This is a genomic window from Nocardia sp. NPDC051929 (assembly GCF_044548645.1).
Taxonomy (GTDB): domain Bacteria; phylum Actinomycetota; class Actinomycetes; order Mycobacteriales; family Mycobacteriaceae; genus Nocardia; species Nocardia sichangensis.
The window spans coordinates 111,623-135,580 of sequence record NZ_JBIUCG010000021.1; the positions used below are offsets into that span (position 1 = coordinate 111,623).

Below are 23,958 nucleotides of genomic sequence, written 5' to 3' on the forward strand. Positions count from 1 at the left end.
CGCGGGGCAGTCTGATTCCACCCCGGAATCCGGGGTATGCGCTGAGAAAGAACTCAGTGAGGAAAACAGTTATGCGTGAACTAACACCCCTCGAAGTAGCGGCTATGGGGGAAGTCGTGACCGAACGGCGCACGAGTTGGTTGCGGCCGACGATGATGGCCCTGCTGCTCGTGATTCTGGGAGCGGTGCTGGTGATGGTGGTGGTGAGCAACACCGATTTCGACACCGGCCCGGCGAAAACCACGCCTACCCCCGGTCCCTGTGAGCCGTTCTGCACCCAGAACGTCGCCCCGCCCGCCCCGTAATCCCGCTGTCGACCGCGCGCGTACTCCGGCCGAATAGGCCTGCCGCCGAAGTTTTTCCGGAATTCCTGGCCGCCGTGCCGTTTCTTCATCGCAGCCGCACCACCCGCCGGCGTTCGCGAAACAGCCGCCGAACGAGCACGGTTCGGCGCATGATGCCGCGAAAGACCGAAGATCCCCGATACTGGTGGAAGTCATGTTCCGAGTGGATCCGGAGGCGGGTGCGGCATGGTGATGATGATGTTTCTCTGGGACGAAGACGAGCGTCGTCCGAAGCCGATTCATTGGGGCCGGACCATGATCGCTTTCGCCGCGGTGCTGTTGTTCGCCGTGCTGGTGGTCTATTTGGTGAGTACCGCCGATTTCGGTGGCGCCTCGAAATCCACCGTGCCACGCACCCCGGGCCCTTGCGCGCCGTTCTGCATCAATTCGCCCGCGCCCGAGCCGGGCGCGCCCTAGCCCGATCCAGGCGGTACTACACCCAGACGCCCTTGCCGACCGTGACGACACCGCCGTTGCTCACGGCGAAGCGGCTGCGGTCGCGCGCCAGGTCCACTCCGATGATCTCGCCCTCGCCGACGACGACGTTCTTGTCCAGAATGGCGTGCCGGACCACCGCGCCGCGCCCGATCCGCACGCCGGGCATGAGCACGCACCCCTCGACAGTGGCGCCGTCGTCGACCATGACGTTGCCGCTGAGCACCGAATTGCGGACGGTGGCGGCCGACAGGATGCTGCCCGCGCCCACGATGCATTCCTGCGCCAGGCCGCCCTGGGCGAACTTGGCGGGCGGAAGGTTCTCGGTCGCCCCGCGGATCGGCCAGTGACGGTTGTAGAGATTGAACACCGGATGCACCGAGACCAGGTCCATGTGCGCGTCGTAGAACGCGTCGATGGTCCCGACATCGCGCCAGTAGCCGCGGTCGCGGTCGGTGGCGCCCGGCACGTCGTTGTCGGCGAAGTCGTAGACACCGGCCTGCCCCGCCGCGACGAGGGCCGGGATGATGTCGCCGCCCATGTCGTGGTCGGAGTCGGAGTTGTCCGCGTCCGCCCGGATCGAGTCCACCAGCACCTTGGTGGTGAAGACGTAGTTGCCCATGGACGCGAAGGTGACGTTCGGGTCGTCCGGGGTGCCGGGCGGATGCGCGGGCTTCTCCAGGAACTGCGTGATGCGGCCGGACTCGTCGCTATCGATGCAGCCGAACGCGCTCGCCTGGCTGCGCGGCACCCGGATGCCGGCCACGGTTACACCGGCGCCGGAATCGATGTGATGGCGCACCATCTGCTCCGGGTCCATCCGGTAGACGTGATCGGCGCCGAAAACCGCGATGTATTCCGGGTCCTCGTCGTAGATCAGGTTCAGTGATTGCAGGATCGCGTCCGCGCTGCCGGTGTACCAGCGCGGTCCCAGCCGCTGCTGGGCGGGCACGGGGGTGATGTACTCGCCCGCGAAACCGGACAACCGCCAGGTCTGCGAGATGTGCCGGTCGAGCGAATGCGACTTGTACTGGGTGAGCACGCACAGCCGCAGGAAACCCGCGTTGACCAGATTGCTGAGTACGAAATCGATGAGACGGTAGGCGCCGCCGAACGGGACGGCGGGCTTGGCGCGGTCGGCCGTGAGTGGAAAGAGTCGCTTGCCCTCACCACCGGCGAGCACGATTCCGAGTACGTGCGGCTGGCTCCTCACACCTGCCAAACTACCGGGTGAAGCGCCCGTGAGTGGCCGCCGCGGACGCGAACGTTTAGTTTGGATCGGTGAGTTTCGGCACGGATGGCGGACGTTCGCCGGTGGATTCCGGCGAACGGGACCGGCTTCGCGTCGCGATGCTGACCCGCGAGTATCCGCCCGAGGTGTACGGCGGGGCCGGGGTGCACGTCACGCAGTTGACGGCGCATTTGCGTCAACTGTGCGAGGTGACCGTGCATTGCATGGGTGTCGACCGCGCCGATGCCGTGGTCCACCAACCGGATCCGTCGCTCTACGCCGCCAATGCCGCGCTGCAGATGATGTCCGCCCAGTTGCGGATGGCCGACGCGGTGGGCGATGTGGACGTGGTGCACTCGCATACCTGGTACAGCGGCTTGGCCGGCCATCTGGCCGCGGCCCTCTACGGCGTCCCGCACGTGCTGACCGCCCATTCCCTGGAGCCGCGCAGGCCGTGGAAGGCCGAGCAGCTCGGCGGCGGCTACCGGCTCTCGTCCTGGTCGGAGCGCAACGCCGTCGAGCACGCCGACGCCGTCATCGCGGTGAGCGAGGGCATGCGCCACGACGTGCTCGACGCCTACCCCGCGGTGGACCCGGACCGCGTGCATGTGGTGCACAACGGCATCGACGGGGCGGTCTGGCATCCCGGCCCCCCGGCGGGCGGCGAGCCGTCGGTGCTCACCGAACTCGGCGTGCGGGCCGATCTTCCCCTCGTCGCCTTCGTCGGCCGCATCACGCGGCAGAAGGGCGTCGGCCACCTGCTGGCGGCCGCCCGCGACTTCGACCCCGACATCCAGCTCGTGCTGTGCGCGGGCGCGCCGGACACGCCGGAGCTGGAGCACGAGGTCGCCACGGCTGTCCAGGAGCTGCGACAGCGGCGCGGTGGGGTGTTCTGGGTGCGTGAGATGCTGCCGACCGAGCGGATCCGGCAGATTCTCGCCGCGTCGGCACTGTTCGTGTGCCCGTCGGTGTACGAGCCGCTGGGCATCGTCAATCTGGAGGCGATGGCCTGCGCGACCGCGGTGGTCGCCTCCGACGTGGGCGGCATCCCCGAGGTGGTCGACGACCGCAACGGCCGACTGGTGCACTACGACGCGGGCGCAGCCGAGGACTACGAGCACGGACTCGCCGCCGCCGTGAACGAAGTGGCCGGTGATCCGGAGCTGTCCGCTCGCCTGGGCGCCGCGGGGCGCGAGCGCGCGATCTCCGAATTCGATTGGTCACGCATCGCGGCGCGCACGGTCGCGGTCTACGACGAGGTCAGAAAAGGCTGAGCCGGGCGATCAGGCCGCCCGGCGGTAGGTGCCGACGACGACCGACGCGGTGACCTCGACGGTCTCCGGCAGCCGCGCGAGACGCTCCGCTCCGGCGGCCGCGTGATGCGCGGACGGACCCATGCCGACCACATGTTCGACATCGGTTCTGGCGAGCGTCATCGGATACTCGATCAATGTCCGGTCCACGGGTTCGAGATGTCCCGTCATCGCGGCGTCGAGCCTGCTGTTCTTGTCGGGGTCGACCCGCACCATGTCCAGCGGCTCGATCAGTTCGCCCAAGTGGCGCTCGGTGGGTGTGGCGACAACGAAGCGACCGTCCTCGGTGAGCACCCTGGCGATCTCGCCGGGATTGCGCGGGGCGAAGACGGAGAGTACGCAGGCCAGCGCGCCGTCGCGGATCGGTAACCCGCGCCATGCGTCGGCCAGCACCGCCGCGGCGCGCGGGTGCGCGCGGGCGCACCGCCGGACGGCGGGTTTGGCCACGTCCAGCCCGATGCCGACAGCCGGGGGAGCGGCGTCGAGTGCCCGAGCGAGGTAGTAGCCGGTGCCCGCGCCGACCTCCAGCACCGGACCGTCCGTCCGGCGCGCAGTGGCGGCGCGCGCCACAGCGTCCGCGATCGGCCTGAAGTGGCCCTCGCTCTGGAAGGCGGCGCGGGCATCGAGCATGGCCGCGGTGTCCCCGGTCATCTTGGTCGACGCACCGGTCAGCAGGCTGACGTAGCCCTGCCTGGCGACGTCGAAACTGTGGCCGCGACCGCAGCGCAGTGCTCGATCCCGCGGTTCGAGCGCGAGCGACGCGGCATCCCGGTGCGCCCGCAGGCATTCCGGGCAGGCCAGGACGTCGGCCGCGTCGGCGAGGGCCGAGTGCTCAGCCGGGGCCACTCAGCTCGTGACGCTCTTCAGTTCGTCACCGAGCGCCGCTGCTTCGTCCGGCGTGAGCTCGACGACCAGACGCCCGCCACCCTCGAGTGGAACCCGCATGACGATTCCACGCCCTTCTTTGGTTGCCTCGAGGGGACCGTCCCCGGTACGGGGCTTCATGGCCGCCATCCTCTGCTCCCTCCAGATCTGCGCGGTCCTTGCGCACTTTTTGGAACTCCAGTTGTCACCAACCAGCGAGCTCGCCGGCGTTTGGCGAGCTACACCCGTCCCATTCTTCCCTATCGCCGATAGGGACGGATAGCTGAGTTCAAAAAGTGACCGGTCGGCCCGTCTCGGGCCGGGCGCTGCCCACCCAGCAGTCGGCCACATGATCATCGACCATTCCGGTCGCCTGCATCAGGGCGTACGCCGTGGTCGGTCCGACGAACCGGAATCCACGCCGTTTCAATTCTTTTGCCATGGCGGTGGATTCGGGTGTGGTGGCGGGCACCTCGGCGCCGGAGCGCGGGCGCGGGCGCGGCAGCGGGGCGAACGACCAGAGCAACTCGTCCAAGCCGACGTCGAGGTCACGCGCGACGCGTGCGTTGGCGATGGCCGCGTCGATCTTGAGGCGGTTGCGGACGATGCCGGCGTCGGCCATCAGCCGGGCGACGTCGTCGTCACCGAACTCCGCGACTCGCGCGATCGAGAAATCTGCGAACGCCGCGCGGAAGGCCGGGCGTTTGCGCAGGATGGTCAGCCAGGACAACCCGGATTGGAACGCCTCCAAGCAGAGCCGTTCGAACAACGCGTCGTCGCCGTGCAGGGGCTTGCCCCACTCGTAGTCGTGATAGTCCCGGTAGAGCTGGGAATCCAACGGCCACGCGCAGCGGATCAGTCCGTCGTCGGCGAGGGCGCTCATTTCGACTCCGGCGCGATCGGCGTCTGCCATCGCGCGGCCTGCGCCTCGGCCAGTTGGTGCTGGAGCTCATCGATCCGCGCGGCCAGCCGGGCCAGCGCCCAATCCACCTCTCCGGCTTTGTAGCCGCGCACCACCTGCTGGAATCGCAACGCGCGCACGTCCGCCCCGGTGATCCCTTCCACCGGCAGCACGGTGGCCGTCGTACCCTCCGGCAGCGGCCCGAGTTCCTCCGCCCGCCCGAACACCGCACTGGCCAGTAGGAACAGCACCGCGGCGACCAAGCCGACGATCAGCACGTACAACAGCATGGTGAGCATGGGACCGAGCTTATTAGCGAGCACCGACAGTCGGGCTCGCGCGTGGCCCTACAAATGCCGGGTGGTGTCGATGCCGAGCGACATGCCCGCGAGGCCGCGGCGGCGGACGGCGAGCTTGTCGGCGACCTCCAACAGGGCCTTGGCGGCCGAGTTCTCCGGATCGCGCAGCACGATCGGAGTACCTTCGTCGCCCGCTTCGCGCAGCGCCTGTTCGATGGGGATCTGGCCGAGCAGCGGCACGGTCGCACCGACGGCGCGGGTGAGCCGGTCGGCGACGGCCTGCCCGCCGCCGGAGCCGTACAGGTCCATCCGGGTGCCGTCCGGCAGGTCCAGCCAGGACATGTTCTCCACCACGCCCGCGATGCGCTGCCGGGTCTGCAACGCGATCGCGCCCGCTCGCTCGGCCACCTCCGCGGCGGCGGGCTGCGGGGTGGTGACGACCAGGATCTCGGCGTTCGGGATCAGCTGTGCGATGGAGATCGCGACGTCGCCGGTGCCCGGCGGCAGATCCAGCAAAAGGATGTCGAGGTCGCCCCAGAACACGTCGGCGAGGAACTGCTGCAACGCCCGGTGCAGCATCGGGCCGCGCCAGACCACAGGGGTGTTTCCCTGGGTGAACTGCGCGATCGAGATCATCTTCACGTCGTGCGCGACCGGCGGCATGATCATCCGCTCCACCTGCGTCGGCCTGGCGTCGGTGCCGAGCATGCGCGGGATGGAATGACCGTAGATGTCGGCGTCCAGCACGCCGACCGACAGGCCACGCGCGGCCATGGCCGCGGCGAGGTTCACCGTCACGCTGGACTTGCCGACGCCGCCCTTTCCGGAGGCGACGGCGTAGACGCGGGTCAGCGAGCCGGGCTGGGCGAAGGGGATGACCGGATCGGCGGAGTCGCCGCGCAGCTGCTTGCGCAGTGCGGTGCGCTGCTCGTCGTCCATCACGTCGAGGTCGACGCTGACGGCGCCCACACCAGGCACGTCGGCGATGGCCCTGCTCACCCGCTGCGTGATCTCGGTGCGCAGGGGGCAGCCCGCCGTCGTCAGATAGATCTCCACGTGGACATCGCTATCAGCGCCGATGACGACGCTTTTCACCATGCCCAGTTCGGTGATCGGCTTGCGGATCTCCGGGTCGTCGACCTTCGCAAGGGCACCCCGCACATCCGATTCCGTAACCACTGGCATGGCCGGAATTTTAGGCGTGTCAAATTTTGGGCAGGTCTCCGGCCCGGGGTGCGACCCCCGTGCTGTAGGAGGTCTCCCATGCCATGACGTTCGCGACATAGGCCATGGAGTGGTTGTAGCGCAGGATCGCCTTGGACTGTTGCGCCAGGTCGCGCATGTTCAGGCCGCCGTCGCAGAGGTACCTCCCCGCCGTCAGCGCGGCGTCGAAGAGGTTCTGCGGATCGGCGATGCCGTCGCCGTTGCCGTCGGCCCCGTAGCGCTTCCAAGTGTCGGGCAGGAACTGCATCGGGCCGATCGCGCGGTCGTAGCTGTCCAAGCCGTCCAGCGCGCCGTCGTCGGAATCCCGGACGACGTGGTTGCCGTTGAGCGAACCGTCCAGCACGGGGCCGTAGACGGGGCTGAGCGGGTTGCCGTCGGCGTCGGCTTTGCCGCCGTACGCGTGGGTGGACTCGACCCGGCCGATACCGGCCAGCAGCGACCACGGCATGCCGCACACGGGGTTCTCGGCGGCCAGGACCCGTTCCGCGTTCTGATAGGCGGCGACGGCGATGCCGGGGACGCCGAGCGGCCCGGCCTGCATGGCGGAGGCCTGCCGACCACTGGGCAGCGCAACGGTTTTCACCACGGGCGTCGCCGTGGGCGCGGCCTTGGCCATTGCGTGAGCGAGGAATTCGGTCCCGGCGACGGGCTCGACCACCGATTGCGCGGCGCCCTGAACGTCCTGGCCCTCCGGCGTATGGACGGCGGTCGCGAGCGGCGCTGCCTCGCCTACCTCGGAGGCGGCCGTGACGGATACGAGCCCTGCGGGAACCAATCCGGTCAACGCGATGACGGAACTCCGTCGAACGGTGGCAGGCGGTTGTTTTCGATGACGCCCCACGGTGTGGTGACCCTCCCATGGCTCGCTGTGAGCCCTTTGTTACGGAACCATGGGAAGGGTACCGCATCCGAGATCTTTTTGTTACTGCTTCGTGATCTGATGCCAGGTTTGAATCACTGCTGGGGCGCGGGTGGCGCGGGAAGGGGGATGACGATGCCGAACGGCAGGGTGATTCCGGGCGGCGGCGTGGGTGTGGGTTCGGCGGCGGTCGCCGATTCGGGTTCCGGTGCGGGTGGTGTGGTGGTGGCGGCGGGTTCGGATTCGCGGCGAGACTCGTTGTCGCGGGCGGGTAGGTCACCCGGGATGGGGGCAGGTTCGGCGGTGGCGAGCGTGGTGTCCGGCTGTCCGCATCCGGCGGCGAGCTGGTCCTGTGTGCCGGGTTGTCCTGCGGGAGCGGGCTGTCCTGCGGTGCCGGGTTGTCCCGCTGTAGCGGCCTCCGCGGGTTTGTCCGCCCCGGCGGCATCGGTGGAACCCGGGTTGCGCGGCTCGGCCGCTGTGGCGCCGTAAGGCTGCTGCGGTGCGAGCGGTACGCGGGCGGTCCCGGGTAGGTCCGGGAACGGCATCGGAGCGGGAACCGATTGCCCGACACAGGGATTCACCGGCGCTGGAGCCGGGCAGAAGATCCCGCACGGGATCGGCGGCAGACCGGGGAGCGTGATCATCACCTGCGTCGGCTGCGGTCGCGGCCGGGGCGCTCGATACTGTCCGGCCGGATCCGTGGTCGGGGTGGTGGTGCGCACCGCGCTCATGTCCGTGCCCGGCCCCACCGGCGGCAACGACCCCGGCGCCACCAGATCCGGCGACACCCGCACCTGCGTCGGCGAACCACCCGACCGATACGCCCGAGCCCAGCTCAACACATTCGCCGCATACGCCATCGAGTTGTTGTACCGCAACACCGCCCGCAACTCCTGCGCCGGATCCCGCAGATCCAAACCCCCCGAACACAAATACTTCCCCGCCGCCAACGCCGCATCGAACACATTGTGCGGATCGGCCACCCCGTCCCCGTTACCATCCGCCGCATACGCCCCCCACGTCCCCGGCAAGAACTGCATCGGACCCACCGCCCGCACATACCCCCCCTCCGCCGCCCTGATCACCTCGTTACCCGGCAAACTCCCATCCAACACCGGACCGAAGATCGGCGTCACCGTCGTGCCCGCCGCATCCGTACGCCCACCCCCCGCATGCCCCGACTCGATCCGCCCGATCCCCGCCAGCAAACTCCACGACAACCCACACCCCGGCGTCGAGGACGCCAACGCCAACTCCGCATTCCGATACGCCGCCAACACCACCTCCGGAATCCCCAACGCACCCCCCACCCCAGGCAACGAAAACTCCTGCAACGGCACCGCACCCGCGAACGGCGCCACCCCCGGCGTCACCGCCCGCAACCGCCGCGGCCCCTCCGCCGCCACCGGCAACAACCCCACCACCCGCGACTCGGCGTTCGCCGCCGCCAACACCTCCGGCGCCCGCGGCGCCGACACCCCCACCGGAGACTGCGCCCCCGAACCACTCACCACCACACCAGCAACAACCAAAGCCGAGACCGTTATCGGAGCAGATACACGCATTCGGCCACACCCAATCCTCGACGTCGTGGGAGCGGCTGTCCGGGACATCCCCTGCCCAGGCCGCTCTGGACAACGTTGTCCAGGTTACCCACCAGTCAGGTCCTTATTCGGTATTTCCGGTTGATCACTGGTTACCGACGGTGAAACCGATGCCGGAGCGGGCTTTCGGCCGGAGCTTTTCTTGCGACCGCCCTTTCCTGCGCTGTCCGTCCGGCTCTCCGCATCCGGGGATTCCGCGTACTCCATGCGGTCCAGAATTCCTTTCAGCTCTTCCAATTCCCGGCGCAGGTAATCGCGCGTGGCCACTTCGCCGACCGCGATGCGCAGCGATGCGAGTTCCCGGGCCAGGAACTCGGTGTCCGCCTTGGTCTGAGCGGCCCGCACCCGGTCCTCCTCCAGGGCGACCCGGTCCCGGTTGTCCTGCCTGTTCTGCGCCAACAGGATCAGCGGCGCCGCGTAGGCGGCCTGAGTGGAGAACGCCAGGTTCAGCAGGATGAACGGATACGGGTCCCAGCGCAGCGCGACCACGAAGATGTTCACCAGGATCCAGACCACCACCACGATCGTCTGGACCGCTAAATACCGACCGGTCCCCAGGAATCGCGCCACTCGCTCGCTGCTGCGGGCCAAAGCCTCGGCGTCCCACTCCAATCGGAACCGGCTTTCCACCGGCGTCTCCAGCCGTTGGCGGGCCCTGCTGTGACCGAGCCGCACGCCCGGGTCGTTCTCGCTCACGGTGTGTCCTTTCGGGCGTGCGCGGGGTCGTGCGGGCTCACGCTCCGCCCCGTTCGTCGGTCTCTTCCTGGTCGCGCCAGTCCTCGGGCAGCAGGTGGTCGAGGACGTCGTCGACGCTGACCGCGCCGAGCAGGTGATTCTCCTCGTCCACCACCGGTCCGCAGACCAGGTTGTAGGTCGCGAAGTACCGGGTCACCGCGGCCAGAGGCAGTTCGGGACGCAACGTCGACAGATCGGTGTCGAGGATTCCGCCCACCAGGTGGGCGGGTGGTTCGCGCAGCAACTGCTGGATGTGCACCGAACCGAGGTAGCGGCCGGTCGGCGTAGCGGTGGGCGGACGGACCACGAACACCATGGAGGCCAGCGCGGGAGTGAGGTCCGGGTTGCGCACGCGCGCCAGAGCTTCGGCCACCGTCGTGGAGGGGGTGAGAATGACCGGCTTGGGCGTCATCAAGCCGCCCGCGCTGTAAGGGGAGTGCTCGAGCAGCCTGCGCACTGGCTCGGACTCTTGCGGGTCCATCAGGGCGAGCAGCGATTCGGCTTCGCCCTCGGGCAGTTCGCCCAGCAGGTCGGCGGCGTCGTCGGGGTCCATCGCCTCCAGCACGTCGGCGGCCCGGCGCACCTCCAGGTGGCTGAGCAACTCGACCTGCTCGTCGTCGGGCAGTTCCTGCACCACGTCGGCCAGACGTTCGTCGTCCAGCGCGACGGCCACCTCGATCCGCCGTTTCTCCGGCAGCTCGCGCAGTTGCTGTGCCACGTCGGCCGCGCGCATGCCCTCGAACCGTTCGAGCAGTTGCGTCACGTCCTGTCCCGGCCTGCCGATCTCGTGGGGCGTCAGGCCGGACACCCTGGTCCAGTCCACCACGTGCACCGTGCGCCTGCGGCCAAGCCTGCGGTGCCCGCGCACGGCCACCCTGCTGACCAGCCAATCCCTGGAACGCGCCTGTTCGATGCCGAGATCGGCCACGTGGACGTCCACGCCGGCCAGGTCGGGCAGGTCGGGGTCATCGACCCGCACCATCGAGTCGACGATCTGCGCCAAGGCGAGCATCTCGCCCGGTCGCTGGGTGAAACGGCGCAGGCTGACCGTTCCGGTGTTCAGCGTGACCACGCCGGGCTCGATCGCGGTGATCCGCAGAATCGGCACGAAAATGCGCCGCCGGGTGGGCAGTTCGACGACCAGGCCGTGCACGCGGGGCTGCTGGCGGTCGGACCGCACGGCCACGACGACGTCACGAATCCGGCCGATAGACTCCCCGTCCGGTCCCAGTACCGCCAAACCGGCCAGCCTGGCGACGTACACCCTGGTAGCTGCCATGCTGCCAAGGCTAGATGTTCGCGCGCGGGTGTTCGCATCCCGCCACGATCGACGGGAGTGATCATGAAGCCACGCCGTTCGGTGCTCGCGTGCCCGGGCAGCAACCCGAAGATGATCGTGAAGGCCAAGACGTTGCCCGTCGACGAGGTGTTCCTCGATCTGGAGGACGCGGTCGCTCCGGTCGCGAAGGCCGAGGCGCGGGCGAACATCGTCGCGGCGCTGAACGACTCCGGGTGGGGAACGCAACTGCGGGTGGTCCGGGTGAATGACTGGACCACCGAATGGACCTACGCCGACGTCATTTCCGTGGTCGAGGGCGCGGGCGCGCGGCTGGACGCGATCCTGCTGCCCAAGGTGACCGACGCGGGCCAGGTGCGCGCGCTGGACCTGCTGCTGACCCAGCTGGAGAAGACCTGCGGCTTGGACGTCGGACGGATCGGCATCGAGCCGCAGATCGAGAACGCTGTGGGACTGCGCGACATCGACGCGATCGCCACCGCGAGTCCCCGGGTGCAGACCCTGGTCTTCGGCCCGGCGGACTTCATGGCCAGCATCAACATGCGCACGTTGGTGGTCGGCGAACAGCCGGAGGGCTACGACACCGGCGACGCCTACCACCACATCCTGATGACCATCCTGCTCGCCGCCCGCGCCCACGGCCTCCAGGCGATCGACGGCCCGTACCTGCAGATCCGGGATGTGGACGGCTTCCGCCGAGCCGCCGCGCGCACAGCCGCGCTCGGGTTCGACGGCAAGTGGGTGCTGCACCCCGGTCAGATCGAGGCGGCCAACGAGATCTTCAGCCCGCGGCAATCGGACTACGACCGCGCCGAGGAGATCCTGGACGCCTATGCCTTCCACACCTCGGCGGCCGGCGGCGCCCGCGGCGCGGTGATGCTCGGCGACGAGATGATCGACGAGGCCAGCGCCAAGATGGCCCAGGTGATCGCGGAAAAGGGCCGCGCCGCCGGAATGACGCGCACCACGCGTTTCACACCACCGCGGGATGCGTCGGAATAGCAGAATGGAACTATGACGAATCCCTTGGGGAACTCGAGCCGTGCGCGGCAGGCCCTCCCGACGCCTCCGTCGGGCTGGCCGGTCGGCTCCTACCCGACCTACGCCGAGGCGCAGAAGGCGGTCGACTATCTGGCCGACAACCAGTTCCCGGTGCAGGACGTGACCATCGTCGGTGTCGACTTGATGCAGGTCGAGCGGGTTCTCTACCGGCTGACCTGGGGCAAGGTGATCGGCGGCGGCGTGGTGTCTGGCGCCTGGCTCGGCCTGTTCCTCGGTCTGCTGCTGAGCCTGTTCACCACCAGCGGCGCGCTGGGCCCGCTGATCGTCGGCTTGGTCGGCGGCATCATCTTCGGCCTGATCTCGACCTCGATCCCGTACGCGGCGACCAGGGGTCAGCGCGACTTCGCGTCCACCATGCAATTGGTGGCTGGCCGCTACGACGTGCTGTGCGATCCGAAGTCGGCCGAGCAGGCACGGGACATGCTCGCGCGGCTGGCGATCTGACGTATGGAAGTGCTGGAGACGGTCCGCACCGAGGTGCTGGGCCATTTCGGTGTGGACGCCGCGAACGTCGACGCCGCGTCGGTCACTTTTCTGGGCTTGGAGCCGATCGAGATCCTGCGCATCGTCGAGGACGATCTGGTGCACTACGTGACGCTGGGCGGCAGCAGGCATCCCATGGGCGATCCCACCGCGGTGCACGCCGACCCGGTGCGCGGCCCGCGCGCGGAACTCGTGCTGACGTTGCGGTCCGGTGTGGGAGCCAGCTCGGGCCTGGCCAAGTCGCTCGGCGTGCTCGCCGCGGCGCCGGTCGTGGAAGGTGTTGTGCTGCAAGCGGACGCGCTGATGGATCTGGGTGAGCCGATGTGGCGCGACGCGCCGTTCACCGCGGTTCTGCTCGGTGAGAGCGACATTCCCGCCGTGCCGCTGCCGGACCCGGCGGAGCCGGTGCGGTATTTCGCGGTGACGCCGGTGACCGCGACCGAGGCGGCATGGGTCCGGGTGCGGGGAGCGCAGGCGTTGCGGGAGGCATGGCAGGAGGCGGGCATCGACGTGCGCGACCCGAGGCGCGGCGCCGCCAGCTTGTGATGCCCAGCCCGGCTACAGCCACTTGTTGCGGCGGAAGGTGAAGAACAAGCCGGTGCAGATGGCGAGGATGAGCACCCACACCATCGGATAACCCCAGACCTGGTGCAGTTCGGGCATGTGGTCGAAGTTCATCCCGTAGATGCCCGCGATCATCGTCGGCACGGCAGCGATCGCCACCCAGGCCGATATCTTGCGCATATCCGTGTTCTGCTGCACGCCGATCCGGGCCAGCGCGGCGCTGATCAGCGCGCTGAGCGCCTCGTCGAAGTCGTTGATCCGCTCGGCCACGGCGGCGTGATGCTCGGCGACATCGCGCAGGTAGCGCCGGACCTCCTTCGGCACCGGCAGATCGGTTTTGCGGCTGAGCTGTTCCAGCGGCGCGGCGAGCGGATTCACCGCGCGCCGCAGCTCGACCACCTCGCGCTTGAGCTGGTAGATGGATTCCACCGTGACCTTGCTGCGCGGGGTGAAGATCTCCTCTTCCATCTCGTCGATGTCGTTCTCGACCGACTGGGCCACGTCGATGTAGGAGTCCACGATCCGGTCGGCGATCGCGTGCAGCACCGCGCCCGGTCCGAGGGCCAGCTGCGCGGAGTCCTCCTCCAGCGCCTTGCGTACCTCGGCCAGTCCGGAGTGCTCACCGTGCCGGACGGCGACCACGAAGTCGGGACCGGTGAACACGATGATCTCGCCGGTCTCCACGATCTCGCTGACACTGTTCATCTCGTGCGGGACGTAGCTGACCGTGCGCAACACCAGCAGCAGCGAATCGTCGTAGCGCTCCAGTTTCGGCCGCTGGTGCCGTTGCAGGGCGTCGTCGGTGGCGAGCTGGTGCAGGCCGAACGTCGCGGCGATGTCTTCCATCTGCGTCTGGTCGGGATCGTGCAGGCCCACCCAGACGAACCCGTTCGGCTCCTCGCGGGCTCGCGCGAGTGCGGCTTTGTGGGTGAACCGTCCGGGCAGACGCTTTCCGTCCACGTACACCGCGCAGTCGACGATCGCCTGCGCCGTCGGAACCGGGATGAACCGCTGCTCGGACTGCGACGGCGTCCGGCCGGATCCACGAAGCGAGGAAAGCGGAGAAAAGGACGGCACGCTGACGATGCTACGTCGCCGCAGGCCGGCGGAACGTCGCCTGCGCGTGCGGGGGGACGGCGCAGCACTGTAAGACTTGAAGGCGTGCGCATCGACCTGCATACCCATTCGACCGCGTCCGACGGCACCGATACTCCGGCGGAACTCGTACGGAACGCGGCCGCCGCGGGCCTGGACGTCGTCGCGATCACCGATCACGACACCACGGCCGGATGGTCGGAAGCGGTCGACGCGCTACCGAAGGGGCTGACGCTGGTCCGCGGCATGGAGATGTCCTGCGTCGGCCTGGGGGAGGATGGCTGGCCGGTACCCGTACATTTGCTGGCTTACCTGTTCGACCCGACCCATCGCGGCTTCGCCGAGGAACGTGAGCGGCTGCGCGCCGAACGGGTGGAACGGCTGCGCGCCATGGCCGAGCGGATGGCGGCCGACGGACTGCCGATCGATCCCGACGCCGTGCTGGCCTCGGCTGGGCCGTCGGCCGGGCGCCCGCATCTGGCCCGGGCGCTGGTCGCCGCGGGCGTGGTGCCCAGCGTGGACGCGGCGTTCGACGAATTGCTCGCCCCGCACGGTCCCTACTACGCCGAGAAGGCCGACACCCCGCTGCGTCGCGCGGTGCAGATGATCGCCACCGCGGGCGGAGTCAGCGTGCTGGCGCACACCAGGGCGCGCAAGCGGGGCAGGCTGCTCGCCGTCGACGACATCCGGGAGCTGGCCGCGCTCGGGCTCGGCGGCCTGGAGATCGCGCACCCGGACCACTCCGCGGCCGACCGCGAGCTGCTCACCGATCTCGCCGCGGAACTCGGCCTGCTCACCACCGGTTCATCGGACTATCACGGCACAAACAAGACCATTCGGCTCGGCGAGTTCACCACCGACGCAACGCAATTCGAGAAGCTGGTGGGCAAGGCCTCCGGCGTGCCGGTGATCGCCGCGTGAGATTCGTGCGCGGCCTCAGCGGCGTCGTCGCCGGTGGCGTCGTGGTGGGCATGCTGGTCGTGGTCGGCGCCGCGGTCATCGCGCAGCGGCGCGGCTTCCCCGGTCCCGGTGCCGAATCGGTGGCCTGGCACGTGGCGGCCGCGGTGGTCGCCCTGGCGGCGCAGATATATTCGGACCGGCATCGTGGTTCGGCCGCCTTTACCGGTTCGATGATCGTTTTTCTGGCTGCTGGACTATTGCTGTGGACGCAATGGTGGAGCTGACTCCCGAGTTTTGGTTGCGGGCCGATGAATTGTGCCCGAACATTTTTCTTTATGACCGAACTCGAGACGGATGTACTGGTACTCGGCGGTGGTCCCGCCGGTACCTGGGCGGCCGTCTCGGCCGCCGCGGCCGGCGCCACCGTGGTGCTCGTCGACAAGGCGCGCTGCGGGTCGAGCGGGCCGACGGCGTACGGCGCGATCTCGCTGTGGCACCTTCCGCCCGGCCCGGCGCGGGACGAGGCGGTGCGGCGCGGGCACGCGCACGGCGGCGCGCTGGGTGATCCGGACTGGATGCACCGCGTGCTCGAGGAAAGTCATCAGCGGGTCGAGCAATTGGCCCGCTGGGGCTATCACATCGCCGGTGACCCCGCGGGTCCGGCCAGGCGGCGCAGCTATCTCGACGGCGCCCGCTACCTGCGGCGAATGCGCCGCGCGGTGCGGGAAGCGGGGATCCGGGTACTCGATCATCACCCGGCGTTGCAACTGCTGGTGGACCGCGACGGCGTAGTGCGCGGCGCCACCGGGCTGCGCCCCCATGACGGGTTCGGGCGCTGGACCGTGCGCGCGGGTGCGGTCGTGGTGGCCACCGGTGGCTGCGCGTTCCTGTCCGGGGCGGCGGGCACCGACGTGGACACCGGCGACGGTCTGTTGTTCGCCGTGGAAGCGGGCGCCGAGCTGTCCGGGATGGAGTTCTCCTGCGCCTACAGCCTGATTCCGCCAGGCAAGGCCGAGCCGACCGCGCTGCGGAATCTAGCCTTGCGGTACGCCCCGCTCTACGACGAATCCGGCGTCGAGCTGCCCGGGCATCGCTCGGCGGCGCTCGCGGCCATCGCCGATGGTCAGCGGGTTTTCGCCGCCCTGGACGACGTACCGGTGGCCCTCCGGTCCCGGCTGGCGCGCCATGGCTTCGTCGACCGTGCCGAACGGGTGCCGCTGCGCGCCGTGCTGGAGGGCACCGTGCGCGGCACCGGCGGACTGCGCGTCACCGGACCGGAATGCGCGACCACCGTCGCGGGCCTGTTCGCCGCAGGCGCCGTGGTCAGTCGCGAGCCGCTCACCGGCGCGGTGAGCGGATTCGGCGGACTGAGCGCGGCGTGGGCGATCGCTTCCGGCGTCTGGGCAGGCGCGGGCGCGGCGAAATTCGCCCGGACGACGGACCGGCGTGCCCCGGCGCGCGAGGTGACCGGAGCCGGGCTCAACGTCGTGGCGCGGATCGATCCGAGGGCGGTGGTCGGCCTCGTCCAAGAGCACACTCTGCCGTTGCGGCGCAGCTACTGGCGCAGCGCGGGCAGCCTGCGCGACAGCATCGGCGAACTCGACGGCATGTGGCCCGGGGCGGAATTCGACCTCGGCGGCAGCGGCGCCGACCTGCTGCGGGCCCGGCAGGCCGCCGCGCTGCTCGCGGTGGCGCGCTGGACCAAATACAGCGCGCTGACGCGCACGGAGAGCCGCGGCATGCATCGCAGGACCGATCATCCCGGCGCGTCCGACACCTGGCGGACGCGACTGATGTCCGGTGGTGTGCGCAGCGTGTGGGTGCGCCCGGACGCGCAGAGGACGATGCCGGAGCAGCCCCGCGATATCGTCGCTTGACAGAGCGCCGCCGGGCGGCGCTCGGCCCGCTGGTACTCACACCGCCGCCGCCCCGAGCGGTGCGATCGCTCACCGCGTGCGACTGCTGAACGGGGAGTTTCCGCTTACCTGAGGGTAATTCCCGCCCCATAACGTTGGGTGATGGAGCGCGACACGGCCCACGGGGTAATCGGTTTGGCAACTTGCCTACCGGACTGGCAGAATGTGTCGGATTCCTTGCCTCCGCCACCGCCGGGTGAGGGAATCACGGAGGTCTCCGCCTCGCCGACGTACCGTCGCGACCCGCGAGATCGCACCGCACGTTCTGTCCGGGCGCACCCGCTCGGTTCTGCTTCGCGGATCAGTGCCGCGCCCGCCATCGAGAACTCGGCAAGTCGCGTTCGCCGCTCGCAGCCAGCTCGAAACGCACCGGTCAGCGCACCCGATGAGCGTCGTGAAACCCCTTATACCCATTACCCGGTGGTAACCGTCCCCCGGTTTAGCCCGACCCGAGCAGGAGTGAAATCGTGTCACCTGTGACTGATGCACCGAATTCCACGGCAAGCTTGTCCGAAATCACAAACGACGAAATTTTCGCGGGACATCTCGGCGGCAAGCTCTCGGTCGAACTCAGTGCGCCCCTGGAGACCCAGCGCGATCTGTCGATCGCCTACACCCCGGGCGTCGCCCAGGTCAGCCGCGCGATCGCGGAGGACGAGGCGCTGGCCAAGCGCTACACCTGGACCGATCGGCTCGTGGTCGTGGTCAGCGACGGCACCGCCGTGCTCGGCCTCGGTGACATCGGCCCGCGCGCCTCGCTTCCGGTGATGGAGGGCAAGGCGGCGCTGTTCAAGAAGTTCGCCGGGCTGAATTCGATCCCGATCGTGTTGGACACCAAGGACGTCGACGAGATCGTCGAGACGCTGATCCGCCTGCGGCCGAGCTTCGGCGCGGTGAACCTGGAGGACATCTCCGCGCCGCGCTGCTTCGAGATCGAGAAGCGCGTCATCGAGGCGCTCGACTGCCCCGTGATGCACGACGACCAGCACGGCACCGCCATCGTGGTGCTCGCCGCGCTCAACGGCGCCGCCAAGGTGCAGGGCCGCGGCATCGAGGGCCTGAAGGTCGTGGTGTCCGGCGCGGGCGCCGCGGGTGTCGCGTGCACGAACATCCTGCTGGCCGCCGGTGTCCGCGACGTGACCGTGCTCGATTCGAAGGGCATCGTCGGCGCCGACCGCGGCGACCTCAACGAGGTGAAGGCCGAGCTGGCTACCCGCACCAACCCGCGCGGCCTCACCGGCGGCGCGGCGGAGGCGCTGGCAGGCGCCGACGTGTTCCTCGGCCTGTCGGCCGGTCTGATCGCCGAGGAGCTCATCGCGTCGATGGCTCCGGAGGCGATCGTGTTCGCCATGTCCAACCCGGACCCGGAGATCCACCCCGAGGTGGCGCGCAAGTACGCCGCGATCGTGGCCACCGGCCGCAGCGATTTCCCGAACCAGATCAACAATGTGCTCGCGTTCCCCGGCGTCTTCAAGGGCGCGCTGGACGCGGGCGCCCGGCGGATCACCGAGGGCATGAAGATCGCCGCCGCCGACGCCATCCTCAGCGTCGTCGCCGACGAACTCGGCCCGGACAAGATCGTGCCGAGCCCGCTGGACCCGCGGGTCGCTCCGGCCGTCGCCGAAGCGGTCGCCGCCGCCGCTCGCGCCGAGGGCGTCGCGTAACGCCACCGCACGCCAGCCGAGGGCGCCCATTCGACCGCGAATGGGCGCCTTTTGCGTGTCGCGGCCGAGTAAGCGCCTCGCGTCACCGACGACTGAGCGGACACGTGGAGAGCTTAGTTGGGCACGGTGGCTCGGTCCTGGGTCGATAGCGGAGCAGATCGCGCGGCCGGGGTCGGGCGACGCAACCGGACGGTGCCCGGCGCGCTGACCCACACCGCGAACGCCAGCAGCCCGTCCAGCAGCATGGCAAGCACCGCCACCAGCAGCGCGCCGACCAGCACGCGGTCGTAGCGGTAGAGGCTGATGCCGTCGAAGATGTAGCGGCCCAAGCCGCCGAGGTTGACGTAGGCGGCGATCGTCGCGGTGGCAACCACCTGGAGGGTCGCGCCGCGCAGCCCGGTGAGCAGGATGGGCAGCGCGTTGGGCACCTCCACTCGGAACAGGATCTGCCGTTCGGTCATGCCCATGGCGCGCGAGGCGTCCACGACGTCGGCGGGAACGTTCGCGATTCCCGCGTACGCGCCCGCGAGCAGCGGGGGGATGCCGACCGTGATCAGTGCCAGCAGCGGCGGTATCAAGCCGAGGCCGAGCAGCAGCACCAGGAAGGTCAACAGGCCGAGGGTGGGCAGCGCGCGCATGGCGTTGGCGAAGCCGACCAGCACCGCCGCCCCACGCCGGGTGTGGCCGATGATCAGGCCGAGCGGTACGGCGATCACCGCGGAGACGGCGACGGTCAGGAAGCTGTACCAGAGGTGCTGAACGATGCGGCTCCCGATGCCCGACGGACCGCTCCAGTTGGCGCCGTCGGTGAAGTAGTGCAAGGCGTCGAGGAAAAGGTTCATGCCGCAGTGCCTTTCGCCCTGACGGTCCTGGCGTCCGCGCGCACCCAGGGCGTCGACCAGCGGCCCAGCGCGTACACCACCCGGTCGGCGACCAGCGCGAGCGCGAGCGTCACGATGATGCCCGCCATGATCTCGTCCGGATAATCGCGCTGGTAGCCCTGGGTGAATAATTTGCCGAGCCCGCCGACGCCGATCAGCGCGCCGACCGACACCATCGCGATATTGGTCACCACCACCACCCGCAGACTGGATACGAAGACCGGCACGGCAAGTGGCATATCCACGGTGAGCGTGCGGCGCAGCGGGCCGTGGCCCACCGCGTCGGCCGCGTCGAGCACCGTGGCGGGCACCGAGTCCAGAGCCGCCGGGACCGCGATAACCAGCAGCGCCGTGGAATAGATGGTGAGCGCGATGATCACGTTCATCGGGTCGATGGCCGAGATGCCGACGAGCGGAGGAATGATCACGAACAGCGCCAGCGACGGAACGGTGTAGGCCAGGCTCGCGGCGGTCACCGTGACCCGGCGCAGCCACGCCGCTCGCCGCACCAGCGCGCCGACCGGGACCGCGATCACCAGGCCCAGCAGTAGCGGCACCAGGGCGAGATAGAGGTGGGTCGCGGTGATTCCCATGATCTCCGAGAAGTTCTCGACGAGGTATCTCATGCCGCTCTCCGGATTCCGGCGTGCACGACGCCGTCTCGCTCACGTCCGTTCACGGCACTCGTTCTTCGAAGAAGTGCCGGTTGCGTTCGGCGTCTTCGTGGGCGCGCTGCCCGGCCAACTGCTCGAGCACCTCGGTGGCGAGCACTCCGCCGCGTACCGCACCGGCGCCGTCGACGGCGACACCGATTCCGGATGGCGAGGAGATCGCGGCGTCCAGCGCTTGGCGCAGGTCGCCGGACGGGGTGAACAGCGAACCGCCCGCCGACATGCTGTCCGACAGTGCGCGGCCCGCGCGGAATCCCTCGACGCCGGTGACGTCCATCCAGCCCACCGGCTTGCGGTCGGTGTCGACCACCAGCACCCACTCGCCCGCGTCGAGTCGCAGTTCGCGCACTTCATCCGTGACAGCCGTCCGGATCTCGTGCAGCGGAATCTCATTCGCGGACCGGAAGGACAATCCGCGGTAACCGCGGTCGCGGCCGACGAAGTCGGCGACGAAATCGGTGGCGGGCTGGGCGAGCACGCGTTGCGGCGCGTCGTACTGCTGGAGCACTCCGCCGCGTCCGAACACCGCCACGCGATCGCCGAGCGTGATCGCCTCATCGATGTCGTGTGTGACGAACACGATGGTCTTGTGCAATTCCGCCTGCAACCTTTGCATTTCGACCTGCAATTCGGCGCGCACCACCGGATCGACGGCGCTGAACGGCTCGTCCATCAGCAGGACCGGCGGGTCGGCGGCCAGCGCGCGGGCCACGCCAACGCGCTGCTGCTGACCGCCCGACAGCTGCGCCGGATACCGCTGCGCCAGCGAGCGATCCAAGCCGACCCGGTCGAGTACCTCGAGCGCCGCGGCACGGGCGGCCCGGCGCGAGTCACCGCGCAGGACCGGAACGGTCGCGACATTGTCGACGACCGTCCGGTGCGGCAGCAGTCCGCCGCTCTGGATGACGTACCCGATCCCGAGGCGCAGCCGGACCGGATCGACGGTCGAAACATCCTGCCCGGCAATGGTGATCGTCCCCGAGCTGGGCACGATCATGCGGTTGATCATTCGCATCGAGGTCGTCTTACCGCAGCCGGAAGGCCCGACGAACACGGTGAACGACCCGGACTCGATGCGCAGATCCAGGTCGGTGACGGCGTGCGTGCCGTCCGGATAGGTCTTGCTGATACCGGAGAATTCGATATCGGACACCGAATCTCCCTCCCTAGCCGACCGGCTTGTTCAGCCCCTTGGCGGCGACCCAGGCCGCGGCGGCGGCCTTGGGCTCGGTCTTGCCGGTGCCGGAGACCGCCTCGTTGAGCTTGATCAGTTCGGCGGTGGTCAGCTGCGCGGATACCGCGTTCAGCGCCGCGAGCGCCTTGTCCGACTTCTTGCTCGCGTTGAGCAGCGGCACCACGTTCTGCGGCGGGAAGTTGTGCTTCGGGTCGTGCAGCACCACGAGGTCGTTCTGCGGGATGGCGGGCGAGGTGGTGAAGATATCGGCCGCGGTCACCTGGCCCTCGACCAGCGCGCGAACTGTCGCGGGACCGCCGCCGTCGGCGATCGGCACGAAATTGCCCGCCGCGACATCCAGGTTGTAGTTCTTCTTCAGGCCGGGCAGACCGCCCGCACGCTCCTGGAATTCGGCGGGCGCGCCGAATTTCACCTCGGCCGAGTGCGCGGCCAGGTCGGCGATCGTGCTCAGGTTCCAGCGCTGGGCGGTGGCGCGGGTGACGACGACGGCGTCCGAGTCCTCGCCGGGCGCGGGCGTGCCGATCGCGAGATCGGAACCGAGCGCCTTGCCGAGCGCGCTGTTCACGTCGGCCGCGCTGGTGGCGGTGGCGTTCTTGTCCAGGTACTGCAGCAGATTGCCGGTGTACTCGGGGATCACCGAAATGGCGCACTTCCGCAGGGCGGGAAGGTAAGCTTCCCGGCTGCCGATGCCCAGCTTGGTATCCACGCTGAAGCCGTTCGCGCGCAGCACTTCCGCGTACACCTCGGCGATGGTCTCGGACTCGGGGAAGTTCGCCGAACCGACGGTCAATCCGTCTCCCGAACAGCTGCCGCCGGTGGCGAGTGGATCGGAATCGCCACAAGCCGACAGGGCCATCGCGACGGCGAGGGCGGTCGCGGCGGCGAGGATACGGGCGCCGCGCAGTGCGACGCGCGCGGCGGGGTGCCGGTGCGCGGCGGCACCGGGGGTGCGGGTGGATTTCACGAGAGTCCTTCCGACATGACGGCGGGCGCGGTCTCGGCACCGAGCGGCCGCCGGTACATTCTGGGTGTCCATACTGCCCGCTTCCGGGTTTTTCTGTTGGCCGTGTCGAGTCGTCGGAGAGTTGGTGTCGCCGGATGGTGTTGGCCTCGTCACAGCGGGTGCTGGCTCGGTTGCTGGTCGTCGCTTCCGTCGCGCTGGTCGTGTCCTGCGGGAACGACGAGCCGCAGCCGTCGATCACGGTCGGCGCGGGTGATTCGATCGAGTCCTCCGTGCTCGCCGAAATCTATGCGGGCGCGCTCGCGCGCGCCGGTGTGCGGACTGCGGTGGACCCGCGCCTGGGCAGCCGCGCGGACTACCTCGCCGCGCTCGATGCGGACCGGGTCCAAGTGGTCGGCGAGCACACCGGCGCGCTGCTGGCCCATCTCGACGAACACACGACGGCGCGGCTGCCTGAGCAGGTGAAAGATGCGGTGAGCGCCGCATTGCCCGAGGGGCTGGTCGTCTCCGATCTCGCCGACGGCACCGATCTGCGGCCGCGGGTGCTGCTCACCGCCCAGGCGGCGGCGCAGGACCGAGTGCGTTCGGTGCGTGATCTCGCGCCCCGCTGCGGTGGACTGACCGTCGGCGTAGCGGCCACGCCCGGCCTGCTGCCGCAGGCCGGGAGCGATCGCGTCGCCGGGTGCGACTTCGCCGCCACCGTGGCCTTCCCGGATCCCGCCGCACTGCGGAAAGCGCTGCTGGAAGGCCGGGTTCAGGCCGGCCTGCTCGGCGGTCCCGCCGAACTGGCGCCCGGTGCGACCGACGGATTGGCCGTGCTGTCCGATGACGAGTACGCCGTGCGAGCCGAGAACGTGCTGCCGCTGTTCCGCAAAGGACTGCTCGACCGGCGGCAGATCAAGAAACTCGACTACGTCGCGGGCGAACTGACGACCGACGAGCTGGCGGCCATGATCCGGAATGTCCGGGACGACGGTGCCGCACCGAGTGACGTCGCGCGCGCCTGGCTGGACAAGCACTCCTTGTAGGCGTGACCCGCACGGCGCTTGCCACAGCCGGCCGGCACCGCTGAGTCCTAAGCTCGCGTCGTTTGCTGTCGGGAATCGAGCGATAGATGTCGCATCCGACACTGCCGCCGGTTGTGAGCCGCGACATAGGCTGGCTGAGCAGCCACTACACCATCCCGCACAGCAATGGCGCTGGAGAGGGTCGCCGACGTTGTCGGCCTTCGGCGGGAGCCGAAATCGAGAGGCCATCGAGAACTGACATCTCGATGGCCTCTCGTCGTGTACGAGCCGGGACATGGGGAACGCGATACGCGGGGCTGTGAATTGTGGGGGTCATCACGGGTCGCAGTGTCTTGTTCGCAGGCTGTTCCGCGCCGTATATTCCACGTGGAATATTTAGAGTGGAGCATGTCGGAACCGGGCGATAGCGTGCCGGTCGGCGGCAGGCTCGCA

26 protein-coding genes are annotated in these 23,958 nt (G+C 69.1%); 11 read left to right on the forward strand and 15 right to left on the reverse strand.

The genetic code is table 11. The features are described from left to right. Window positions 1-71 precede the first annotated feature (71 nt). Both ACIHAX_RS27315 and ACIHAX_RS27320 read left to right on the forward strand, forming a co-directional pair. The gene (locus ACIHAX_RS27315; RefSeq protein ID WP_356966616.1) at window positions 72-305 is read left to right on the forward strand and encodes a hypothetical protein; all 234 of its coding nucleotides are present in this window, start codon (window positions 72-74) and stop codon (window positions 303-305) included. Between the two features lie 225 nt (window positions 306-530). Beyond that, window positions 531-761 carry a hypothetical protein gene (locus ACIHAX_RS27320; protein ID WP_356966614.1) on the forward strand — a complete coding sequence of 77 codons (231 nt, stop codon included), beginning with the start codon at window positions 531-533 and terminating at the stop codon, window positions 759-761. Window positions 762-777: 16 nt separating this feature from the next. Here ACIHAX_RS27320 and glgC read toward each other — a convergent pair whose 3' ends face one another. Further along, window positions 778-1,992 carry a glucose-1-phosphate adenylyltransferase gene (glgC, locus tag ACIHAX_RS27325; RefSeq protein WP_355080419.1) on the reverse strand — a complete coding sequence of 405 codons (1,215 nt, stop codon included), beginning with the start codon at window positions 1,990-1,992 and terminating at the stop codon, window positions 778-780. Window positions 1,993-2,129: 137 nt separating this feature from the next. Between glgC and glgA the strand changes: the two genes are divergently transcribed. After that, window positions 2,130-3,284 carry a glycogen synthase gene (glgA, locus tag ACIHAX_RS27330; RefSeq protein WP_355080430.1) on the forward strand — a complete coding sequence of 385 codons (1,155 nt, stop codon included), beginning with the start codon at window positions 2,130-2,132 and terminating at the stop codon, window positions 3,282-3,284. Window positions 3,285-3,293: 9 nt separating this feature from the next. On the opposite strand, the gene ACIHAX_RS27335 is transcribed toward glgA, so the two are convergent. From ACIHAX_RS27335 to ACIHAX_RS27375, 9 genes are all read right to left on the reverse strand, one after another. Continuing rightward, window positions 3,294-4,169 carry a putative RNA methyltransferase gene (locus ACIHAX_RS27335; protein ID WP_397280314.1) on the reverse strand — a complete coding sequence of 292 codons (876 nt, stop codon included), beginning with the start codon at window positions 4,167-4,169 and terminating at the stop codon, window positions 3,294-3,296. Beyond that, complete coding sequence (locus ACIHAX_RS27340) at window positions 4,170-4,337, reverse strand: DUF3117 domain-containing protein (RefSeq protein WP_011211259.1); 168 nt, start codon at window positions 4,335-4,337, stop codon at window positions 4,170-4,172. Between the two features lie 139 nt (window positions 4,338-4,476). Further along, window positions 4,477-5,070, reverse strand: a complete 594-nt coding sequence (locus ACIHAX_RS27345) for a DNA-3-methyladenine glycosylase I (protein ID WP_364435119.1) — start codon at window positions 5,068-5,070, stop codon at window positions 4,477-4,479. After that, window positions 5,067-5,387 carry a DivIVA domain-containing protein gene (locus tag ACIHAX_RS27350; protein ID WP_039800550.1) on the reverse strand — a complete coding sequence of 107 codons (321 nt, stop codon included), beginning with the start codon at window positions 5,385-5,387 and terminating at the stop codon, window positions 5,067-5,069. Before ACIHAX_RS27350 ends, ACIHAX_RS27345 begins: the two co-directional genes overlap by 4 nt. A gap of 48 nt (window positions 5,388-5,435) precedes the next feature. Then, window positions 5,436-6,572: a P-loop NTPase gene (locus ACIHAX_RS27355; protein ID WP_364435115.1), complete on the reverse strand. Its 1,137-nt coding sequence runs from the start codon at window positions 6,570-6,572 to the stop codon at window positions 5,436-5,438. 19 nt (window positions 6,573-6,591) lie between these two features. After that, on the reverse strand, window positions 6,592-7,452 hold the full coding sequence (locus tag ACIHAX_RS27360; RefSeq protein WP_397280317.1) for a lytic transglycosylase domain-containing protein: 861 nt from the start codon (window positions 7,450-7,452) through the stop codon (window positions 6,592-6,594). A 113-nt stretch (window positions 7,453-7,565) separates the two neighbouring features. Further along, entirely contained in the window at window positions 7,566-8,981 is a 1,416-nt protein-coding gene (locus tag ACIHAX_RS27365) for a lytic murein transglycosylase (protein WP_397280319.1), read from the reverse strand. A 138-nt stretch (window positions 8,982-9,119) separates the two neighbouring features. Further along, on the reverse strand, window positions 9,120-9,749 hold the full coding sequence (locus tag ACIHAX_RS27370; protein ID WP_364438475.1) for a DUF1003 domain-containing protein: 630 nt from the start codon (window positions 9,747-9,749) through the stop codon (window positions 9,120-9,122). 58 nt (window positions 9,750-9,807) lie between these two features. Then, window positions 9,808-11,088 carry a magnesium transporter MgtE N-terminal domain-containing protein gene (locus ACIHAX_RS27375; RefSeq protein WP_355077356.1) on the reverse strand — a complete coding sequence of 427 codons (1,281 nt, stop codon included), beginning with the start codon at window positions 11,086-11,088 and terminating at the stop codon, window positions 9,808-9,810. 63 nt (window positions 11,089-11,151) lie between these two features. Between ACIHAX_RS27375 and ACIHAX_RS27380 the strand changes: the two genes are divergently transcribed. The 3 genes from ACIHAX_RS27380 to ACIHAX_RS27390 are packed head-to-tail and all read left to right on the forward strand — an operon-like array spanning window position 11,152 to window position 13,197. Continuing rightward, complete coding sequence (locus ACIHAX_RS27380) at window positions 11,152-12,108, forward strand: HpcH/HpaI aldolase/citrate lyase family protein (protein ID WP_397280321.1); 957 nt, start codon at window positions 11,152-11,154, stop codon at window positions 12,106-12,108. 12 nt (window positions 12,109-12,120) lie between these two features. Next, on the forward strand, window positions 12,121-12,612 hold the full coding sequence (locus ACIHAX_RS27385; protein ID WP_039800517.1) for a general stress protein: 492 nt from the start codon (window positions 12,121-12,123) through the stop codon (window positions 12,610-12,612). A gap of 3 nt (window positions 12,613-12,615) precedes the next feature. Next, complete coding sequence (locus ACIHAX_RS27390; RefSeq protein ID WP_356969749.1) at window positions 12,616-13,197, forward strand: suppressor of fused domain protein; 582 nt, start codon at window positions 12,616-12,618, stop codon at window positions 13,195-13,197. A 12-nt stretch (window positions 13,198-13,209) separates the two neighbouring features. Here ACIHAX_RS27390 and ACIHAX_RS27395 read toward each other — a convergent pair whose 3' ends face one another. Beyond that, window positions 13,210-14,301 (reverse strand): magnesium and cobalt transport protein CorA, encoded by a 1,092-nt coding sequence (locus tag ACIHAX_RS27395; RefSeq protein WP_355077388.1) that lies wholly within the window; start codon window positions 14,299-14,301, stop codon window positions 13,210-13,212. A 75-nt stretch (window positions 14,302-14,376) separates the two neighbouring features. On the opposite strand from ACIHAX_RS27395, the gene ACIHAX_RS27400 reads away from it, so the two are divergent. The 4 genes from ACIHAX_RS27400 to ACIHAX_RS27415 all read left to right on the forward strand — a co-directional run bounded on the left by ACIHAX_RS27400 (window position 14,377) and on the right by ACIHAX_RS27415 (window position 18,790). Further along, window positions 14,377-15,231: a PHP domain-containing protein gene (locus ACIHAX_RS27400; RefSeq protein ID WP_355077350.1), complete on the forward strand. Its 855-nt coding sequence runs from the start codon at window positions 14,377-14,379 to the stop codon at window positions 15,229-15,231. A gap of 5 nt (window positions 15,232-15,236) precedes the next feature. Further along, the gene (locus tag ACIHAX_RS27405) at window positions 15,237-15,494 is read left to right on the forward strand and encodes a hypothetical protein (RefSeq protein WP_397280324.1); all 258 of its coding nucleotides are present in this window, start codon (window positions 15,237-15,239) and stop codon (window positions 15,492-15,494) included. A 51-nt stretch (window positions 15,495-15,545) separates the two neighbouring features. Beyond that, complete coding sequence (locus ACIHAX_RS27410) at window positions 15,546-17,087, forward strand: FAD-binding protein (RefSeq protein ID WP_364438398.1); 1,542 nt, start codon at window positions 15,546-15,548, stop codon at window positions 17,085-17,087. Between the two features lie 506 nt (window positions 17,088-17,593). Beyond that, on the forward strand, window positions 17,594-18,790 hold the full coding sequence (locus ACIHAX_RS27415) for an NADP-dependent malic enzyme (RefSeq protein WP_397280326.1): 1,197 nt from the start codon (window positions 17,594-17,596) through the stop codon (window positions 18,788-18,790). A 113-nt stretch (window positions 18,791-18,903) separates the two neighbouring features. Here ACIHAX_RS27415 and ACIHAX_RS27420 read toward each other — a convergent pair whose 3' ends face one another. From ACIHAX_RS27420 to ACIHAX_RS27435, 4 genes are read right to left on the reverse strand one after another with little or no spacing between them, the layout of a single operon-like run. After that, on the reverse strand, window positions 18,904-19,632 hold the full coding sequence (locus ACIHAX_RS27420; RefSeq protein ID WP_397280328.1) for an ABC transporter permease: 729 nt from the start codon (window positions 19,630-19,632) through the stop codon (window positions 18,904-18,906). Further along, a complete protein-coding gene (locus ACIHAX_RS27425) occupies window positions 19,629-20,297 on the reverse strand; it encodes an ABC transporter permease (protein WP_397280330.1) in 669 nt (222 codons plus the stop codon). The genes ACIHAX_RS27420 and ACIHAX_RS27425 overlap by 4 nt, the downstream gene beginning before the upstream one ends. 49 nt (window positions 20,298-20,346) lie before the next feature. Continuing rightward, window positions 20,347-21,495, reverse strand: coding sequence for an ABC transporter ATP-binding protein (locus ACIHAX_RS27430; RefSeq protein ID WP_356969741.1), 1,149 nt, complete (start codon window positions 21,493-21,495; stop codon window positions 20,347-20,349). A 13-nt stretch (window positions 21,496-21,508) separates the two neighbouring features. Next, window positions 21,509-22,393: an ABC transporter substrate-binding protein gene (locus ACIHAX_RS27435; protein WP_397280367.1), complete on the reverse strand. Its 885-nt coding sequence runs from the start codon at window positions 22,391-22,393 to the stop codon at window positions 21,509-21,511. 242 nt (window positions 22,394-22,635) lie between these two features. Between ACIHAX_RS27435 and ACIHAX_RS27440 the strand changes: the two genes are divergently transcribed. Then, window positions 22,636-23,526 (forward strand): glycine betaine ABC transporter substrate-binding protein, encoded by an 891-nt coding sequence (locus ACIHAX_RS27440; protein ID WP_397280332.1) that lies wholly within the window; start codon window positions 22,636-22,638, stop codon window positions 23,524-23,526. Window positions 23,527-23,958: the final 432 nt, after the last annotated feature.

Excerpts from the sequence above, each read along its gene's own strand:
- ACIHAX_RS27315 (WP_356966616.1), top strand. The coding sequence starts at position 72 with ATGCGTGAACTAACACCCCTCGAAGTAGCGGCTATGGGGGAAGTCGTG.
- ACIHAX_RS27320 (WP_356966614.1), top strand. The coding sequence starts at position 531 with ATGGTGATGATGATGTTTCTCTGGGACGAAGACGAGCGTCGTCCGAAG.
- glgA (WP_355080430.1), top strand. The coding sequence starts at position 2,130 with ATGCTGACCCGCGAGTATCCGCCCGAGGTGTACGGCGGGGCCGGGGTG.
- ACIHAX_RS27340 (WP_011211259.1), bottom strand. The coding sequence starts at position 4,337 with ATGGCGGCCATGAAGCCCCGTACCGGGGACGGTCCCCTCGAGGCAACC.
- ACIHAX_RS27345 (WP_364435119.1), bottom strand. The coding sequence starts at position 5,070 with ATGAGCGCCCTCGCCGACGACGGACTGATCCGCTGCGCGTGGCCGTTG.
- ACIHAX_RS27350 (WP_039800550.1), bottom strand. The coding sequence starts at position 5,387 with ATGCTCACCATGCTGTTGTACGTGCTGATCGTCGGCTTGGTCGCCGCG.
- ACIHAX_RS27355 (WP_364435115.1), bottom strand. The coding sequence starts at position 6,572 with ATGCCAGTGGTTACGGAATCGGATGTGCGGGGTGCCCTTGCGAAGGTC.
- ACIHAX_RS27375 (WP_355077356.1), bottom strand. The coding sequence starts at position 11,088 with ATGGCAGCTACCAGGGTGTACGTCGCCAGGCTGGCCGGTTTGGCGGTA.
- ACIHAX_RS27380 (WP_397280321.1), top strand. The coding sequence starts at position 11,152 with ATGAAGCCACGCCGTTCGGTGCTCGCGTGCCCGGGCAGCAACCCGAAG.
- ACIHAX_RS27385 (WP_039800517.1), top strand. The coding sequence starts at position 12,121 with ATGACGAATCCCTTGGGGAACTCGAGCCGTGCGCGGCAGGCCCTCCCG.
- ACIHAX_RS27390 (WP_356969749.1), top strand. The coding sequence starts at position 12,616 with ATGGAAGTGCTGGAGACGGTCCGCACCGAGGTGCTGGGCCATTTCGGT.
- ACIHAX_RS27410 (WP_364438398.1), top strand. The coding sequence starts at position 15,546 with ATGACCGAACTCGAGACGGATGTACTGGTACTCGGCGGTGGTCCCGCC.
- ACIHAX_RS27420 (WP_397280328.1), bottom strand. The coding sequence starts at position 19,632 with ATGAACCTTTTCCTCGACGCCTTGCACTACTTCACCGACGGCGCCAAC.
- ACIHAX_RS27425 (WP_397280330.1), bottom strand. The coding sequence starts at position 20,297 with ATGAGATACCTCGTCGAGAACTTCTCGGAGATCATGGGAATCACCGCG.
- ACIHAX_RS27435 (WP_397280367.1), bottom strand. The coding sequence starts at position 22,393 with ATGGCCCTGTCGGCTTGTGGCGATTCCGATCCACTCGCCACCGGCGGC.
- ACIHAX_RS27440 (WP_397280332.1), top strand. The coding sequence starts at position 22,636 with ATGGTGTTGGCCTCGTCACAGCGGGTGCTGGCTCGGTTGCTGGTCGTC.